The sequence below is a fragment of the Sabulicella glaciei genome, from assembly GCF_026183895.1.
Lineage (GTDB): Bacteria > Pseudomonadota > Alphaproteobacteria > Acetobacterales > Acetobacteraceae > Roseococcus > Roseococcus glaciei.
Window position 1 is genome coordinate 36433 of sequence record NZ_JAPFQI010000007.1, and the last position, 16117, is coordinate 52549.

General features: G+C 69.6%; 12 protein-coding genes and 1 tRNA gene. 1 reads left to right on the forward strand and 12 read right to left on the reverse strand.

The features are described from left to right. Window positions 1-62 precede the first annotated feature (62 nt). From OF850_RS10905 to ssb, 9 genes are all read right to left on the reverse strand, one after another. On the reverse strand, window positions 63-1328 hold the full coding sequence (locus tag OF850_RS10905; protein ID WP_301590117.1) for a glycosyltransferase family 4 protein: 1266 nt from the start codon (window positions 1326-1328) through the stop codon (window positions 63-65). Beyond that, window positions 1325-3346, reverse strand: coding sequence for a hypothetical protein (locus tag OF850_RS10910; RefSeq protein ID WP_301590118.1), 2022 nt, complete (start codon window positions 3344-3346; stop codon window positions 1325-1327). Before OF850_RS10910 ends, OF850_RS10905 begins: the two co-directional genes overlap by 4 nt. A gap of 443 nt (window positions 3347-3789) precedes the next feature. Continuing rightward, window positions 3790-5739 carry a PAS domain S-box protein gene (locus OF850_RS10915; protein WP_301590119.1) on the reverse strand — a complete coding sequence of 650 codons (1950 nt, stop codon included), beginning with the start codon at window positions 5737-5739 and terminating at the stop codon, window positions 3790-3792. Between the two features lie 85 nt (window positions 5740-5824). After that, entirely contained in the window at window positions 5825-6175 is a 351-nt protein-coding gene (locus tag OF850_RS10920; RefSeq protein ID WP_301590120.1) for a response regulator, read from the reverse strand. A 256-nt stretch (window positions 6176-6431) separates the two neighbouring features. Next, window positions 6432-6507, reverse strand: a tRNA-Lys gene (locus tag OF850_RS10925). A gap of 38 nt (window positions 6508-6545) precedes the next feature. Next, window positions 6546-7064, reverse strand: coding sequence for a peptidylprolyl isomerase (locus OF850_RS10930; protein ID WP_301590121.1), 519 nt, complete (start codon window positions 7062-7064; stop codon window positions 6546-6548). 65 nt (window positions 7065-7129) lie between these two features. Next, a complete protein-coding gene (gene coaD / locus OF850_RS10935) occupies window positions 7130-7630 on the reverse strand; it encodes a pantetheine-phosphate adenylyltransferase (protein ID WP_301590122.1) in 501 nt (166 codons plus the stop codon). Beyond that, the gene (gyrA, locus tag OF850_RS10940) at window positions 7627-10272 is read right to left on the reverse strand and encodes a DNA gyrase subunit A (RefSeq protein ID WP_408906469.1); all 2646 of its coding nucleotides are present in this window, start codon (window positions 10270-10272) and stop codon (window positions 7627-7629) included. Before gyrA ends, coaD begins: the two co-directional genes overlap by 4 nt. A gap of 70 nt (window positions 10273-10342) precedes the next feature. Next, entirely contained in the window at window positions 10343-10894 is a 552-nt protein-coding gene (ssb, locus tag OF850_RS10945) for a single-stranded DNA-binding protein (protein WP_301590125.1), read from the reverse strand. 125 nt (window positions 10895-11019) lie between these two features. Between ssb and uvrA the strand changes: the two genes are divergently transcribed. After that, a complete protein-coding gene (uvrA, locus tag OF850_RS10950; protein ID WP_301590126.1) occupies window positions 11020-13923 on the forward strand; it encodes an excinuclease ABC subunit UvrA in 2904 nt (967 codons plus the stop codon). Window positions 13924-13936: 13 nt separating this feature from the next. Here uvrA and OF850_RS10955 read toward each other — a convergent pair whose 3' ends face one another. Genes OF850_RS10955 through OF850_RS10965 form a run of 3 tightly spaced genes read right to left on the reverse strand, consistent with a single transcriptional unit; the run spans window position 13937 to window position 16049 of the window. Further along, on the reverse strand, window positions 13937-15151 hold the full coding sequence (locus OF850_RS10955; protein ID WP_301590127.1) for an MFS transporter: 1215 nt from the start codon (window positions 15149-15151) through the stop codon (window positions 13937-13939). Beyond that, window positions 15148-15327: a hypothetical protein gene (locus OF850_RS10960; RefSeq protein ID WP_301590128.1), complete on the reverse strand. Its 180-nt coding sequence runs from the start codon at window positions 15325-15327 to the stop codon at window positions 15148-15150. The genes OF850_RS10955 and OF850_RS10960 overlap by 4 nt, the downstream gene beginning before the upstream one ends. Further along, entirely contained in the window at window positions 15324-16049 is a 726-nt protein-coding gene (locus OF850_RS10965; RefSeq protein ID WP_301590129.1) for a dienelactone hydrolase family protein, read from the reverse strand. Before OF850_RS10965 ends, OF850_RS10960 begins: the two co-directional genes overlap by 4 nt. Window positions 16050-16117: the final 68 nt, after the last annotated feature.

Sequence of the window (16117 nt, forward strand, 5' to 3'; positions counted from 1 at the left end):
CCACGAGGCGCGTCCCCTTCACGCATATCAGCGGGGCGAAACCCTGCCGCGCATCCTCCGGCCTAGCCGGGCTGGACCCGCTCCATCAGGGCTTCGTCGAAGACGTCGAGATAGCGCCGGGCCATCTCGCGCGCCGTGGAAGGTTGCGGCAGGCCCTTCACCAACTCCTCATGCATCGTGGGCTGCATCGCTTCCCGCAGCGCGCGCACCAGGTCGGCAGGGTCGTTCGGGAGGAAGTGCAGACCCGAAACGCCGTCCTGCACCTTCTCCGCCATGCCACCGACATTCGGGCAGATCACGGGAAGGCCGCTCGCGAAGGCTTCCTGGATGACGACCGGCGAGTTCTCCCACCAGGTGCTGAGCATCACCACGTAGTCGCAATTCCGCATCAGCCGCGACACGGACTGGTTCGTGTAGGGTCCGCGATACGCCAGGAAGGGATAGGTCTGCTGCGCCGCCGCGACCCGCTCGGCGAAATCGGGAAAGCCGACGATGTTGCCGTTGATCTCGATCTGGACGGATGACGCGAGCGCCGGATCCTGCGCAATGATCGCGCAGGCCTTCAGCAGCACGTCGACCCCCTTGAACTCGTTGATCTGACCGAAATAGCCGACGGTCCAGCGCGACCCAGGGCGGTGGGGCCGCGGCGTGCGCACGGTCCCGTCATGGGCCATCAGCCCATTCTCGATGACGCGCATCCTTTCGCGATCGAGGCCCCAATCCACGAAGCGGTGGGCCAGGAACTCACTCGGGGAAATCCAGCCCTTCATGAGGTTCAGATGGCGCTGGAAGTGCTCGCGCCGGACGACGAACTGCATCCTGCGCGCTTCCGGGAAGCATTCGCCGCAGGCCAGGGGGGATTCGCGGTCGCAGAGCACGCGGGCCGGGCGGGTCACCATCTGGCCATGGTTGTGGCAGATGGCCAGGAACTCGTGCAGCGTCAGGAAGCTCGGCACGCCAAGCTCGGTCGTGGCCATGTCGAGCACGTCGAGGCCGAGATAGATCCAGTGATGGAAATTCGCCAGCCGGACGTCCTCCCTCACAAAGATGTCGCGGAGCGCATCCGTCACCTCGGGCATCGCCGCGTGGTAGAGGTGGTCGTAGGTGGAGACGTCGTGGAAGACGATGAACTCCCGGTCGGATTCCAGGTGCAGCCGGCCGCGATTCGACTCGTCGCAGGCCGCGATGAAGATCGCATCCTCCCCGAGTTCCAGCAGCCCGCGAAAGAGCGTGTGGGCCGAGATCTCGGCGCCGCCCTTCGACACGGACGGATGCTGGTGCGAAACGATCGCGATCCGCCCCTTCTGCTGTCTCGGCAACTCGCTCATGGCCCTGTCTCCAGCCCCGACAGGGCATCGTTGGCGGCATTCAGCATCCGGCCAGGGTCGGCGCCCCATCCCCGCCTGACGCAGCCCTTCCCGGAAGCGAGCGGAAGCGGCAGGCGCAGCCGGCGGCTGCCCAGCCCTCCCAGGCGGACCGGCAGCTCCGCAAGCGCGGCGAGAACTTCCTCACGCTTCGCGACGAAGGCTTCGGCCGAGCTGTGCCGGGCCGGTCCTCCGCAATCCGTTCCGGAGAGGATGGGAAGCCCGAACCCCTCGGCGCGCTCCGGAAGGCAGAGCGCGACTTCAATCGCATCGGTGGCAGCGCGGTCCGGGTGCAGGCCGGGGCCCAGGAAGGCGAGGTGCGCGCAGTTCACGCGCTTGATCACCTCCGGCAGCACATAGGCCGCGTTCTCGGCGCGTGGCACGAGGAACAGGCTGCACGCTGCAGCCCCGCGCCGGTCGAGCGACTTGAAGAGCGACATCGCCAGCGCCCGATGCGCGCCGGACTGCGCGATCACCGCCACCCCCGGGAGGCGCTTCCGGCGCGCCATGGCCGTGAGTTCGGAGAAGGCCAGGTGGATCTCGCTTGCATCGTCGGGCAGCGCCACGATGAGGGCCCGTGGCGCGGGCGCCACCTTGACCGGCGTCATCTCGCGCAGCCTCGGTCTTTCGGCTTCCGCCAGGGCGCGAACCAGATCGGGAAAGAAATCCTCGCTCGTCGGGTCGCGGTACAGGTGGCGCAGATCCTCGAGCTTGGCCGCGTGGCCCAGGACAAAGAGGGTGCGCGCGTCCAGCTCATGGTTCGTCGCGGCGCCATCCTCGAAGATGAACTTCAGGATGGGCCGCTTGAGGTCCTCCGGCCCGATATCGCCCCGGAACGCCGCCACGAAGCCCGCGGCATCGGCGAGCCGTGCGCTGCCGGGAATGACGCGCGCCACGTCCGGACGCGGCTTGAAGAAGGTCGAGAGCGGATCCGAGCGGAGGATGCGCGCCCCCAGGCGCAGCATGAGGGCCTCGGGGCGCCGGGTAGGCGAAAGCACCCATCCCTCCACGAACACCCCGAAGCCGGGCAGCGCGACGATGCGGTCGACGCTTTGCTCCATCGGCACGCCCGATTTGGCCGCATTCCCCGGCGCCCAGGAATGGACGCTCACGAGGCGGCGCAGCTTCGAGACCAGCGGTCCCGTCAGCCTCGGGCGATGGCGGTCGAAGCACTCCAGCCATTCCTCGTTGCGCAGCTTGGCGAGCGGGAGGTTGGTGCGGAGATGAAGGGAGGCGCCCTCGCCGAAATGCAGCAGCGCCACGTCGTTCGGGTCCTGCGGCTGCCAGTCGGTCTTGATGACGCCGATGACGCCATGCGCCCCATCGGGCAGGTCGGCCCGCGGAAAGGAAGCAAAGGCGACGGCGCTCGGGTGATGGCCGCGGTCAACGAGGAGGCCGGGAATGGCGGTGCGGCCCGCGCCGCGGATCCAGCCGAAGAACGGAAGCAGCCCTGCCGTCTCGGTCGACACCGCTTCGATGAAGCCGGACATGCCGTCCGGCTTCGCCAGCAATTCCTGGCCGGCAAGGGGCCGCACCTCGTTCTGCAAATGCGCCAGCGCGGCCTCGAGGTCGTTCTCCAGAAGACGCTCAAGGCGCAGCGCGTTCTGTTCCTCGATGTGATCCTTCAGGAATTCGCGCAAGGTCGGCATGGGCTGCGCAGCGCGCAGCAGGAGCGCCTCGCCGTCCACCCGCACCGAAAGACGCGCTTCGGGCTGTTCCAGCGCCAGGGCGGGAAGCTCGCGCAGTTCGTCGGCGCCGAAGGCGAAGCCGGGCTCGGCGGCCACGCCCGCTGCCGAGACGACATCCGGGCGCGACCTGCTGGTGACGACACGGGCGACGCATTCCTGGCCGGCGAGAAGTTCGAGCCTGACGGGATTCGAGGGGGCGCCGAGATCGACGGCCCATCCCCTGATGCCGTGCTTCCAGTCCACCACGTCGAGATGGCCGCGCAGGCCGGTGCCCTCGGTCAGATCCACCTTCAAGAAAGTGCCTTGAGCAACCATCCCTGGACTCGCCCTACCTCGCCATGGGGATATTTGAGCCCCCCCATGGGGTCAACGACGGAAGCGCGCAAAACCCCGGACCTCGCATTAATACGGATACAATGCTGGTGAGGGTTCCCGCGCGAACATGCTGGGTGGAGAAATGGCAATTCAGAAAGGAGCAGTTCCGGCCGCGTATTTCCGGCCTCTTTCTCGGACTGCCTTCATGATACGATTGCCGAAAGGCATCATCTCAGCCTGAATTTTGCTTGGCGCTTCCGTTGCTTTCTTGGAGGCTGGCCTGCACGAGCCAATGCCACTCGAACCCACCGGCGCCGCCCCGGGCCCGCCTTGCCGCAGCCGGACGCGGCAAGGTGGGTCAGGCCTGTTGTCTGGATGCATCTTCCGAACCGCCAGGCATCTCCGCTCGGCTGGAAAATGCTTCAGCGTCCGGGATCGCCGGAGGAGATGGACAGCGCGATGCGGCACTCCACCCTTTCAGGGCCGAGTTCGTAGTTCACCTCCGCGCCGAGCTGGTAGGGCAGCGCGCGTTCGATCAGCTCGCGGCCGCTGCCGCGCCGTTCGCCGGCATCCGGCACGGCATTCGGCATGCCGTGCTCGCTCCAATGGACGTGGAGCCACTTCTCGTCGTCCGCCTTCGTGTCCAGCCACCACCGGACGGCCAGCCGACCCTCCGGGTGGGACAGCGCCCCATGCTTCACGGCGTTGGTCGCGAGTTCGTGCAGCGCCAGCGCGAAGGTCTGCACCATGGCCGAGCGCAGCTGCACCCCTGGAGGGCCGTCGAGGGTGACCTGGCGCCTCCGATCCTCCGATCCGAGCGCGCCATGGGCCTGCAACTCCGTCTGCAGGAGTTCGTCGAAGGTGATGCGGTCCCAGGCGCCCAGCCGCGACAGGAGGCGATTCGCTCGCGCCAGGGCGCCGAGCCGGGCGTCGAAGCGCTCGACGAAGACGTCGAGCGAGGCGGCGTCCCGTCGCGTCTGCCGCGCCATGGCCTGGACGAGGCCGAGGATGTTGCGGGAGCGGTGCTGGAGTTCCGCGACGAGCACCTCCATGCGCGCCGCCGTCGCCTTGGCTTCCGTGACATCCTGCCCGATGCCGCCGATGCGCACGACGCGACCCTCGCCGTCGCGAATGGGAAAGTCGGTGGTGCGGAGCCAGCACACCGCCCCGTCCGAGGGCCGCACGATGCGATATTCGAGCGTCACGTGCTCGCCCGCGCGGACGCGGTCGAGCGCCCCGAGGGCCTCGTCCCGGTCCTCGGGATGGACCAGCGCCGCCCAGCTGTGGAGCGTGTCGCCGGCCAGCGCGGCGGCGCGGCTCTGGCCGTAGATGGGCTCGTAGGCAGGCGAAAGGAATTCCCATTGCAGCGTCTCCGCATCGCGGATCCACAGCACGTTGGTCGAGGCCTCCGCGAACTGGCGGACCCTTTCCTCGCTCAGGCGGAGCGCCTCCTCGGCCTTCCGGCGCTCCGTCAGATCCGCGGTCACGACCAGGAAATTGCCGGGCTGGCCGTTGCGGTCCTGTAGCCGCGTGACCGTGCTGCTCGCCCACACCCGGCTTCCGTCCGGCCGGAGGTAGCGCTTGTCCAGCGAGGCGGGTTCGCCCCCGGCAGCAGCGCGTGTCAGCGCGACGATGCTCGGGGGCACGTCGTCGGGATGGGTGACATCGGCGACCGCAAGTCCGAGCAGATCCTCCCGCGAGCGGCCGAGAATCCGGCACAGCGCGTCGTTGACCGCGAGGAACCGGCCATCCCCACCCACCTCCGACAATCCTACGGCGGCCTGGGCGAAGATGGCCGCCAGGCGCTCCTCGCTGGTCCGTAGCCGATGCTCCGCTTCGTCGCGCTCGGCGCTGCCGTCGGCCGATGGGGGATGCGCTTCCGGGGGCTGGCGGGGCCGGGGGAAGGAGCCCTCCCTGGGCGCCTGGTTCGTGAGGGCGCGGCTGGCGGTCTCGGCCAGCACGACCATGACGCCGCCGGCCTTGCCTTCGTCGTCTCGCACGGGGCTCAGGGAAGCGGTGAACCACGTCTCCTGCGGCTGCCCATCCCGCTCCACGTGCATCACAAGATCCCGGAGCGTGATCGTCTCGCCTGCCCGGGCACGCCGGCAGAGCGGGCCGCTGGCCGCCCAGATCTCGGTCCACGCCTCTTCCATCGGCTGGCCAAGGGCGGAAGGGTGCCGGGCGCCCGCAAGCGGGATCAGGGCATCATTGTAGATCGGGATGAAGCGGGGCCCCCAGGCGAGCAAGGTGGGAAAGCCGCTCGGGAGGATGATGTCGAGCGCGGTCCGCAAGCTTCCCGGCCAAGCCTTGATGGGCCCGAGCGGCGATCCTGCCCAGTCATGGGCGCGGATGAGTGCCGCCATCTTGCTCATCGGTTCATCGCGGGTCGGACCCGTGTCCCAGGATCATTCCGGTCACCTCATCGCGGGACCAGCCTGGGCAGGGGATGCCGCGAGCCTAGGCGCTCGGGGCCTGCCTGAGCTGCTCGCTGAGAAGACTGAGCACGCGGGACGTTTCCAGCGGCTTCTCGCACAGGAGGACGTCCTGGAAGGCGGGCGCGAGGGAGTCGCGGTCGTAGCCCGTCGCGAACAGAATCGGCACGCCGCGGCGGCGAAGCGTATCGGCCACGGGATAAACGACCGCGCCCATGAGCTTGACGTCGAGCACGGCCGCGTCGATCCGCTCATCCCGGTTGATGATCCGCGTGGCCGCATCCACCGTGGCCACGGGGCCGAGCACGGTCGCTCCGGCCACTTCCAGCTGCTCTGTCAGGTCGCGGGCGATCAGGTACTCGTCCTCAACGACCAAGATCTTCCGGCCAGCGAGTGCTCCAGCCTGTGCCATGCAGATCCCTCAAACAACTGAAGCAGTAGCAATCAAAATACATGCCTGCAACTTGAAATTGTGACAATGATGGGTGGCGGACTCCGACCGGGGACGGAGGATCGGACGCCGTCTGGCAAGGGGAAGTCATTTCTTCAGCGAAGGACGTCGCCGGCGTCATTTCCCCGAAAGGCCAGCGGCTCATTTCCGGTTCGCGTGCGGGACGTCTGCCTGGGATTCATGGTGAGCCCGCAGGGACTCGAACCCTGGACCCCATGATTAAAAGTCACGTGCTCTACCGACTGAGCTACGGGCTCGTGCTGCGCGCGGTGGGTCACACCGCGCGCGGCTTGTGTCAAGCGTCGGCGGCGACGCGCATGCGGATCAGCTTGTCCGGCGTGCGGACCATGCCGCTGGAGCCGGCGCCGCGCGCGATGCGGTCCACGTGCTCCATGCCCGAGGTGACCTGGCCCCAGATCGTGTACTGGCCGTCCAGGCTGGGCGCCGGGGCGAACATGATGAAGAACTGGCTGTTGGCGCTGTTCGGGTCCATGGCGCGGGCCATGCCGCAGGTGCCGCGCAGGAAGCGGGCGCGGTTGGGCGGGGTGAACTCGGCGCGGATGTTCGGCAGGTCGCTGCCGCCCGTGCCGGTGCCGGTGGGGTCGCCACCCTGGGCCATGAAGCCCTCGATCACGCGATGGAAGGGCGTGCCGTCATAGAAGCCGCGGCGCGCCAGGGTCTTGATCCGCTCCACATGCAGCGGCGCCAGGTCGGGACGCATCTGGATGACGACGTCGCCGTCCTTGAGCGTGAGGATCAGCTGGTTCTCGCGGTCCGCCGCGCGCTGGGCCTCGGCTTCATTGGTGTCGGACATGACGGCTCCCATCAGGGTTGCAGTGGCAAGCAGGGTGCGGCGGTGCATGAGGCATCCCCCTGTGTTCAGCGGCCCACGCGGGCCAGGGTCTTTTCCAGCGTCAGCGGCGGGACGAAGGTGGAGATGTCGCCGCCCAGCTGCGCGATTTCCTTCACGAAGCGCGAGGAGATGAAGTGGTTGCGCTCGCTCGCCATCAGGAACACCGTCTCGACCTCCGAGTCCAGACGGTGGTTCATGCCGGCCATCTGGAACTCGTAGTCGAAATCGGTGACGGCGCGCAGGCCGCGCACGATCATGCCCGCCCCCACCTCGCGCGCGAAGCCGATGAGGAGGCCGGTGAAGGGCTTCACCTCGATCGTGCAGCCGGTGCGCTCCGCGACGGCGCGCGTCTCGGCCTCGACCAGCGCCACCCGCTCCTCCAGCGGAAAGAGCGGGCCCTTGCCGGTGTTGATGGCGACCCCGATCACCAGCCGGTCCACCAGCCGCGCGGCGCGGCCGATCACGTCCAGGTGGCCGTTGGTCACGGGGTCGAAGGTGCCCGGGTAGAGGGCGGTGCGCGTCGTCATGCCTCTGGCGCTTCCTCGTCGTCGATGACGGGGAAGCAGGAGGTGACGCGCTCGCTCTCGTCAAGCCGCTGGAACATGACACCCTGGGAAAGGCGGCCGGTGCGCCGCACCTGCTGCGCCTCGAAGCGGATGGCTTGTCCGCCATCGGTCATCAGCATGATGTGGTCGCCCGGCGTCACGGTGAAGCAGGCCACCACCGCGTCGCCCGTGCGGCGCGAAAGGGTGATGTTGCCGATCCCCTGCCCGCCGCGCCCGGTGACGCGGTATTCGTAGGCGCTGGTGCGCTTGCCGAAGCCGCGATCGGTGACGGAAAGCAGGATCTGCTCGCGCCGCGCCAGCTCGTCCATGCGCTCGGCGCTGAGCGTCACCTCGGCCACCGGCTCCTCGTCGGCGGGGCCGGGCACGGGCTCGCCCTCCTCGCCATTGGAGGGGCGGCGGGCCTTGAGGAAGGCCGCGCGCTCCTCCACCGTCGCATCCACGTGGGTGAGCACGGCGAGGCCGATCACGACGTCGTCGGTGGCCAGCCTGATGCCGCGCACGCCGGTGGAATCGCGCCCGGCGAAGACGCGCAGCACGTCCTCCGTCGCCTGGAAGCGGATGGCGCGGCCCTTGCGGGTGGCCAGCAGCACGTCGTCGCCCTCGCGGCAGGTGGCGACGCCGATCAGCGAATCCCCCTCATCCAGCTTCATGGCGATGAGGCCGGAGGAGCGGACGTTGCGGAAGTCGGACAGGCGGTTGCGCCGGACATTGCCCTGCCGCGTCGCGAAGACGAGGTGCAGCGCGTCCCACAGGCTCTCGTCCTGTGGCAGCGGCAGCACGGCGGTCACCGATTCCCCGTCTGCGAGGTTCAGCACCTGCCGCAGGGAGCGGCCCTTGCCGCCCGTCCCGCCCTCGGGCAGCTGCCAGACCTTCTCGCGGAAGACGAGGCCGCGATCGGTGAAGAACAGCACCCATTGGTGGGTGTGGCCGACGAAGGAGCGCACCACCACGTCGTCCGCGCGGGTGGCGGCCGCCGAGCGGCCCTTGCCGCCGCGGTGCTGCGCGCGGAACACGTCGAGCGGCGTGCGCTTCACGTAGCCGTCGCGCGTCAGCGTCACCACCATGGTCGCGGGGGCGATCAGGCTCTCGTCGTCGATGTCGCCCGCATGGTCGTCGATCCGCGTCAGGCGCGGGCTGGCCAGGGTGGCGCGGACCGCGGTCAGCTCCTCGGACATCACCTCCAGGCGGCGGGGGCGGCTGGACAGGATCTCCAGCAGCTCGGTGATGCGGGCGCCGACTTCCTTCAGCTCGGCGTCGATCTTCTCGCGCTCCAGCCCCGTCAGGCGCTGGAGGCGCAGCTCCAGGATGCCGCGGGCCTGGGCTTCCGTCAGGCGGATCGTGCCCGCCTCCGTGATCTCGTTGCCCTCGTCCTGCACCAGCGCGACCAGCGGGCCAACATCGGCGGCGGGCCAGTCGCGCGCCATCAGCGCCACGCGGGCGGTGGCGGCGTCCGGGCTTTGGCGGATGAGGCGGATCACCTCGTCGATATTGGCCACCGCGACGGCGAGGCCGATGAGGTTGTGCGCCCGCTCGCGCGCCTTCATCAGGCGGAAGCGCGAGCGGCGCTCGATCACCTCCTCGCGGAAGGCGATGAAGGCGAGCAGCGCGTCGCGCAGCCCCATCTGCTGCGGCCGGCCCTTGTGTAGCGCCAGGAAGTTGACGGGGAAGGAGATCTGCAGCTGCGTCATGCGGTAGAGCTGGTTCAGCACCACCTCCGCATTCGCGTCCTTCTTCACCTCGATCACGACGCGCAGGCCCGAGCGGTCGCTTTCGTCGCGCAGGTCGGAGATGCCCTCGATCGCCTTGGCGCGCACCAGCTCCGCGATCTTCTCGATCAGCGCCGCCTTGTTCACCTGGTACGGCACCTCGGAGACGATGATGGCCTGGCGGCCGCCCTTCATCTCCTCGATGTCGCAAAGCGCGCGCAGCGGGATGGAGCCGCGCCCCGTCTCGAAGGCGGAGCGCACCCCGGCGCGGCCGAGGATGATGCCGCCGGTCGGGAAGTCGGGGGCGGGGATGATCTCCATCAGCTCGGACAGGGTGGTGTCCGGCTCCCGGATGAGGCGAAGCGTGGCGTCGATCACCTCGGTCGGGTTGTGGGTCGGGATGTTGGTCGCCATGCCGACGGCGATGCCGCCGGCGCCGTTCACCAGGAGGTTCGGGAAGGCGGCGGGCAGGACGCGCGGCTCATGGGCGCTTTCGTCGTAATTCGCGACGAAGTCGACCGTGTCCTCCTCGATCCCCTCCAGCAGCGCCGTCGCGGATTTCGCGAGACGGACCTCGGTGTAGCGCATGGCCGCGGGCGGATCGCCGTCCATGGAGCCGAAATTGCCCTGCCCATCCACCAGCGGCACGCGCATGGAGAAGGGCTGGGCCATGCGGACCATGGCCTCGTAGATCGCGCTGTCGCCGTGCGGATGGTACTTGCCCATCACGTCGCCGACCACGCGGGCCGACTTGCGGTGCGGCTTGTCGGCCACGTAGCCGCTTTCGTGCATCGCATAGAGGATGCGGCGGTGGACGGGCTTCAGCCCGTCGCGCACGTCGGGCAGCGCGCGGGAGACGATGACGCTCATCGCATAGTCGAGGAAGGAGCGTCGCATCTCCTGCTCGACCGCGATGGGCGCGATGTCGGGCGGGGTGGTCTCGTCGGTCAAGGTTCAGGGAATCCGATCAGAAGGGAATGTCGTCGTCGAGGTCGGGCTTGCCGCGGCCGCCACCGGAGTCCCAGCCGCCGGAAGGACGACCGCCGCCGCCACCGCCACCGCCACCGCCACCGGAGGAACGGCCGCCGCCGCCAAAGCCGCCGCCACCGCCCGAGCGGCCGCCGCCGCTGAAGCCGGAGGGCTCGGCCCCCATGTCATCGCCGCCGCCACCGCCGCGTCCGCCGACCAAGGTCAGCTCGCCGCGGAACTGCCGCAGCACGATCTCGGTGGTGTACTTGTCCTGGCCGTCCTGGCCCTGCCACTTGCGCGTTTCCAGCTGGCCCTCGAGGTAGACCTCGCTGCCCTTCTTCAGGAAGCGCTCGGCGATCTCGCCCAGCTTCTCGTTGAAGATCGCCACCGAGTGCCACTCGGTGCGCTCCTGCTGGTTGCCCTCGCGGTCCTTGTAGCGCTCCGACGTCGCCACGCGGAGGTTCACCACCTTGCCGCCATTCTGGAAGTTCCGCACCTCGGGGTCCTTCCCGAGGCGACCCAGGATGATCACCTTGTTCACGCCGGCCATCGCACACACATCCTCGAAACCAAGGGCATTTCCTTACCGGAAAACCCCTTGGACACCCACCCCATATGGTGCTTGAAGGGCAAGAACGCAATGCGAACATTGCCCCTTTTTGGAGCCGTGCCCCCATGCCCCGCGATGCCGCCGAACTTGCTTCCTCCGCCGGGCTGATCCGGATCCGGGGGGCCCGGCAGCACAACCTGAAGTCCGTGGACCTCGACCTGCCGCGGGGCAAGCTGGTGGTGCTGACCGGCCTGTCGGGCTCGGGCAAGTCCTCGCTCGCCTTCGACACCATCTATGCCGAGGGGCAGCGGCGCTACGTGGAGAGCCTGTCGGCCTATGCCCGGCAGTTCCTCCAGCTCATGCAGAAGCCCGACGTGGACAGCATCGAAGGCCTGTCCCCGGCCATCTCCATCGAGCAGAAGACCACCTCGCACAATCCGCGCTCCACCGTCGGCACGGTGACGGAGATCCACGACTACATGCGCCTGCTCTGGGCGCGGGTGGGCGTGCCCTATTCCCCGGCGACCGGCCTGCCGATCGAGGCGCAGAGCGTGTCGCAGATGGTGGACCGTGTGCTGGCCATGCCGGAGGGGACGCGGCTGCTGATCCTGGCGCCCGTGATCCGCGGCAAGAAGGGCGAGTACCGCAAGGAATTGGCCGAGTACCAGCGCCGCGGCTTCGAGCGGGTGAAGATCAACGGCGCGCTGCACCGGATCGAGGAGGCGCCGAAGCTCGACAAGAAGCTGAAGCACGACATCGAGGTGGTGGTGGACCGCGTGGTGGTGCGCCCGGATCTGGGCCAGCGCCTCGCCGACAGCTTCGAGACGGCGCTCGGCCTCGCCGACGGCATTGCCTATGCGGAAAACGCCGATAGCGGCGAGCGCACGGTGTTCAGCCAGAAATTCGCCTGCCCGGAAAGCGGTTTCTCCATCGAGGAGATCGAGCCGCGGCTCTTCTCCTTCAACTCGCCGCAGGGCGCCTGCCCGGAATGCGACGGGCTGGGGGTGGAAAGCTTCTTCGACCCGGCGCTGGTGGTGCCGCAGGAAGGCCTTTCGCTGAAGGAGGGCGCGGTCGCCCCCTGGGCCGGCAACGCCTCCTCCGCCTATTACGACCAGACCCTCGCCTCGCTCGCCAAGCATCTGAAGATCAGCGCCGAGGCGCCGTGGGAGGAACTGCCGGAGGCGGCGCAGAACGCGATCCTGCACGGCACCGGCTCCACCTCCGTCACGCTGCGCTACAAGGACGGGCTGCGCGCCTATGAGGTGGAGAAGCCCTTCGAGGGCGTGATCCGCAACCTCCAGCGCCGCTTCCGCGAATCCGACAATCCCTGGGTGCGCGAGGATCTGTCGCGCTACCAGGCGCAGAAGCCCTGCCACGTGTGCAGCGGGTTCCGGCTGAAGCCGCAGGCCCTCGCCGTGAAGGTGGCGGGCAGCCACATCGGCGAGGCCAGCGCCCTGTCCATCCGGCGCGCGCGGGAATGGTTCGCTTCCGTCAACGACACGCTGACGCCGCAGCGCCAGGAGATCGCGCGGCGCATCCTGCGCGAGATCGAGGAGCGGCTGCAGTTCCTCGTGGATGTGGGGCTGGACTACCTGTCGCTGTCCCGCTCCTCCGCGACGCTTTCGGGCGGGGAAAGCCAGCGCATCCGGCTGGCCTCGCAGATCGGCTCCGGGCTGACGGGCGTGCTCTACGTGCTGGACGAGCCCTCCATCGGTCTGCACCAGCGCGACAACGAGCGCCTGCTGGGCACGCTGCGCCGCCTGCGCGACCTGGGCAACACGGTGCTGGTCGTCGAGCACGACGAGGACGCGATCCGCACCGCCGACTGGCTGGTGGATATCGGCCCCGGCGCCGGGGCGCATGGCGGCACGGTGGTGAGCCAGGGCACGCCCGACACGGTGACGCGCGACACCAAGTCGCTGACCGGCGACTACCTGGCCGGGCGGCGCGAGATCCCGATGCCCCAGTCGCGGCGCAAGCCGGACATGAAGCGGGCGCTGCGCGTGGTCGGCGCGCGGGGCAACAACCTGAAGGACGTCACCGCCGATTTCCCGCTGGGCACCTTCACCGCCGTGGCCGGCGTGTCGGGCGGCGGCAAGTCCACGCTGGTGATCGAGACCCTCTACAACGGGCTGTCGCGCCGCCTGATGGGCAGCGCCGTCGTGCCCGCGCCGCACACGCGGATCGAGGGGCTGGAGCACGTGGACAAGGTGATCGACATCGACCAGTCGCCCATCGGCCGCACGCCGCGCTCCAATCCCGCCACCTACACGGGGCTGTTCGCGCCGATCCGCGACTGGTTCTCCGAGCTGCCGGAAAGCCGGGCGCGCGGCTACAAGGGGGGCCGCTTCTCCTTCAACGTGAAGGGCGGGCGCTGCGAGGCGTGTCAGGGCGACGGCGTCATCAAGATCGAGATGCACTTCCTGCCCGACGTCTACGTTACCTGCGACACCTGCAAGGGCAAGCGCTACAACCGCGAAACGCTGGACGTGAAGTTCCGCGGCAAGAGCATCGCCGACGTCTTGGACATGACGGTGAGCGAGGGGCGCGAGTTCTTCTCCGCCGTCCCCTCCATCCACGAGAAGCTGAAGACGCTGGAGGAGGTGGGGCTGGGCTACATCCACCTGGGCCAGCAGGCCACGACGCTGTCGGGCGGCGAGGCACAGCGCATCAAGCTGGCGAAGGAGCTGTCGCGCCGCGCTACGGGCCGCACCCTCTACATCCTCGACGAGCCGACGACGGGGCTGCACTTCGAGGACGTGCGCAAGCTGCTGGAGGTGCTGCACGCGCTGGTGAAGGGCGGCAACACCGTCATCGTCATCGAGCACAACCTGGAGGTCATCAAGACCGCCGACTGGGTGCTCGACCTCGGCCCCGAGGGGGGCGAGGGCGGCGGGCGCATCGTGGCGCAGGGCACGCCGGAGGAGGTGGCGGCGAACCCCGAGAGCCACACCGGGCGCTTCCTGCGGCCAATCCTGGAGCGGCACGCGCCGGTGAAGGCGAAGAAGGCGGCGAAGGCGAAGGGCTGAGGCGCGGGCGTTCTCAGGCCCTTTCGCCGCCGGTGACGGCCAGGGCGAAGGCCGGTCCGCCCGCGAAGACGGCCCCGGCGGGCCGTGCCTTCCAAGCCAGGAGCAGCGCGCCCAGCCCGCCCATCGCCGCCACGGCCAGCACGGGGATGGTGTGGCCGGACGCAGCCGCCGCGCCGGCCACCGCGGGCGCCGCCGCCACCAGCGCCACGCCCCGGCTGGTGTAGAGGAAGCCCAAGGCGCGGCCGAGGCGCTGCGCGCCCACGCTGTCCGCCACGAAGGCCGGCAGCAGCGCCACGAATCCGCCCTGCAAGGCGCCGAAGCCGAGGGCGAAGACCTGCAGCGTCGCCTCGTCCCGCGCGAAGCCCCAGACCGCCATGCTGCCGGCCATGCCGGCGCAGCAGACGAGGAAGACGCCGCGCCGCCCGACCGCATCCGCCAGCACCGCCAGCAGGAAGCGCCCCGCGATGGTGCCGATCCCGATGAGGCCGAGCAGGCCGAAGGCGCTCGTGCGCGGCAGGCCGAGATCCAGCGCGGTGCCGACCAGGAGCGCGTGCGGCAGCACCGAGGGGGTGGAGACCAGGAAGATGCCCGCCCACATCCAGGCGAAGCCCGGCACCGGAGACCCGGCGGCGGGCGCGGAACGCGCGGCGGCGCTGCCGCCCCTCCCCGGCTCCAGCAGCAGCGCGCCGCCGAAGCCGACCGCGCCCACGCAGAGGCCGAAGGCGACGAAGCTCGCGCGCCACTCCGCGACGCTGAACAGCGCATCGGCGGAGAAGGCGACCAGGGCAGCGCCCGCGCCGATGCCGCTCACCGCGAGGCCGGAGGCCAGGCCGCGATTGCTGTCGAAGCGGCGCTGCACTGCCGCCATGGCCGGCACATAGGCGAAGCCGGTGCCGAGCCCGATCAGCAGCCCGTAGCCGAGATAGACTTCCGCAAGGCTCGTCGCGGTCGCGGCGAGAAACAGGCCGGCGGCAACGAGCGCCATTCCGAACCCCGCCGGCACGCGGGAGCCGATGCGGTCCGCGATCGGGCCGCTCACGGCGCTGACCAGGAAGCAGCTTCCCCCGGACAGCGAATAAATGACCGAGAGCGAGGCCGGGCTCACCGCGAACTCCGCCGCCAGCGCATCGGCGAAGACGGCGTAGGAATAGATGGCGCCGAACCCCGCCATGGTCACGAGGAAGGCGCCGAGGACGACGCGCCAGCCGGAACGGAACTCGCGCGTCACGCGCGGATCCGCCGCCTCATGGCCGCGACCGTCCAGTCCATCAGCCAGCGCGCGCCGCGCGCCATGGCGCGGCATGCCTCGCACCAAGCGAAGGCCCGCGTGGCCCGCTCGGCCGAGAGCCAGTCGCCATTCTGGACGACGCGGCGAAGCAGTGCCTCATGCTGTTCCGGTGTCATGGAAGCCTCCTTTGGAGCTGGGTTGCGAGCCAGGCGGCCACGATCGGCGCGAGCGCCTCCGCGGCAACGGGATCGGGCCGGACGCGCCGCCGTCCCACGCCCGAGGGGTCGGGCAGCAGGGCGCTCGCGAGGGTGGCGAAGGGCGAAAGGTCCCAGCCATGCCCGATGCCGGGCAGGGCCAGCCGCGTCAGGCCCGGCGTGCCGTCCAGCGCGGCGCAGGCCGGCGCGTCGGGTGCGGCCATGCCGTGCACGAGCAGCACCACCCCTTCGCGCGGCAGGGCGAGGCCCGCGCAGCCGGGGTCCAGCGCGACGACCGCGCCCCGCCCTGCGGCGAGGCTGACCCGCGCCCCGTCCCAGAAGCCCAGCACGCCGACGCGCGCAGCATCCAGGCGCGGATGCGCGGCAACCCATGCAAAGGTCCGGTCCAGCACGGCTTCGTCGGGCGCGTGGATCTCGAGCACCGCGATGCCCTGCCGCAGCAGCGCGACCGCGTAATCCTCCGACCGCGCATCCGCGGCGTCCGCTCCGCGGAGGATCATCACGACCGGCCAGCGCTTGCTCCCGGTCCGGGGCGGCAGCTCGAGCATCGCATCCGTTCCCGCTCCGATGGCGGAAGTGGCCGCGTCCGCTGGGAGCGTTTCCGCTCGCTCGCCCTCGCACCCGAGCCCGGGAGAAGCCACCAGCAAGGCGGCGATGAGCAGCGCGGATGCGTGGTTGCACATGCGAAGCGGCTCCTCGTGAAGCCTCGGCTCGTTGCGACGCGATGGAGGTTGCGGCGAAGAAGCATGCG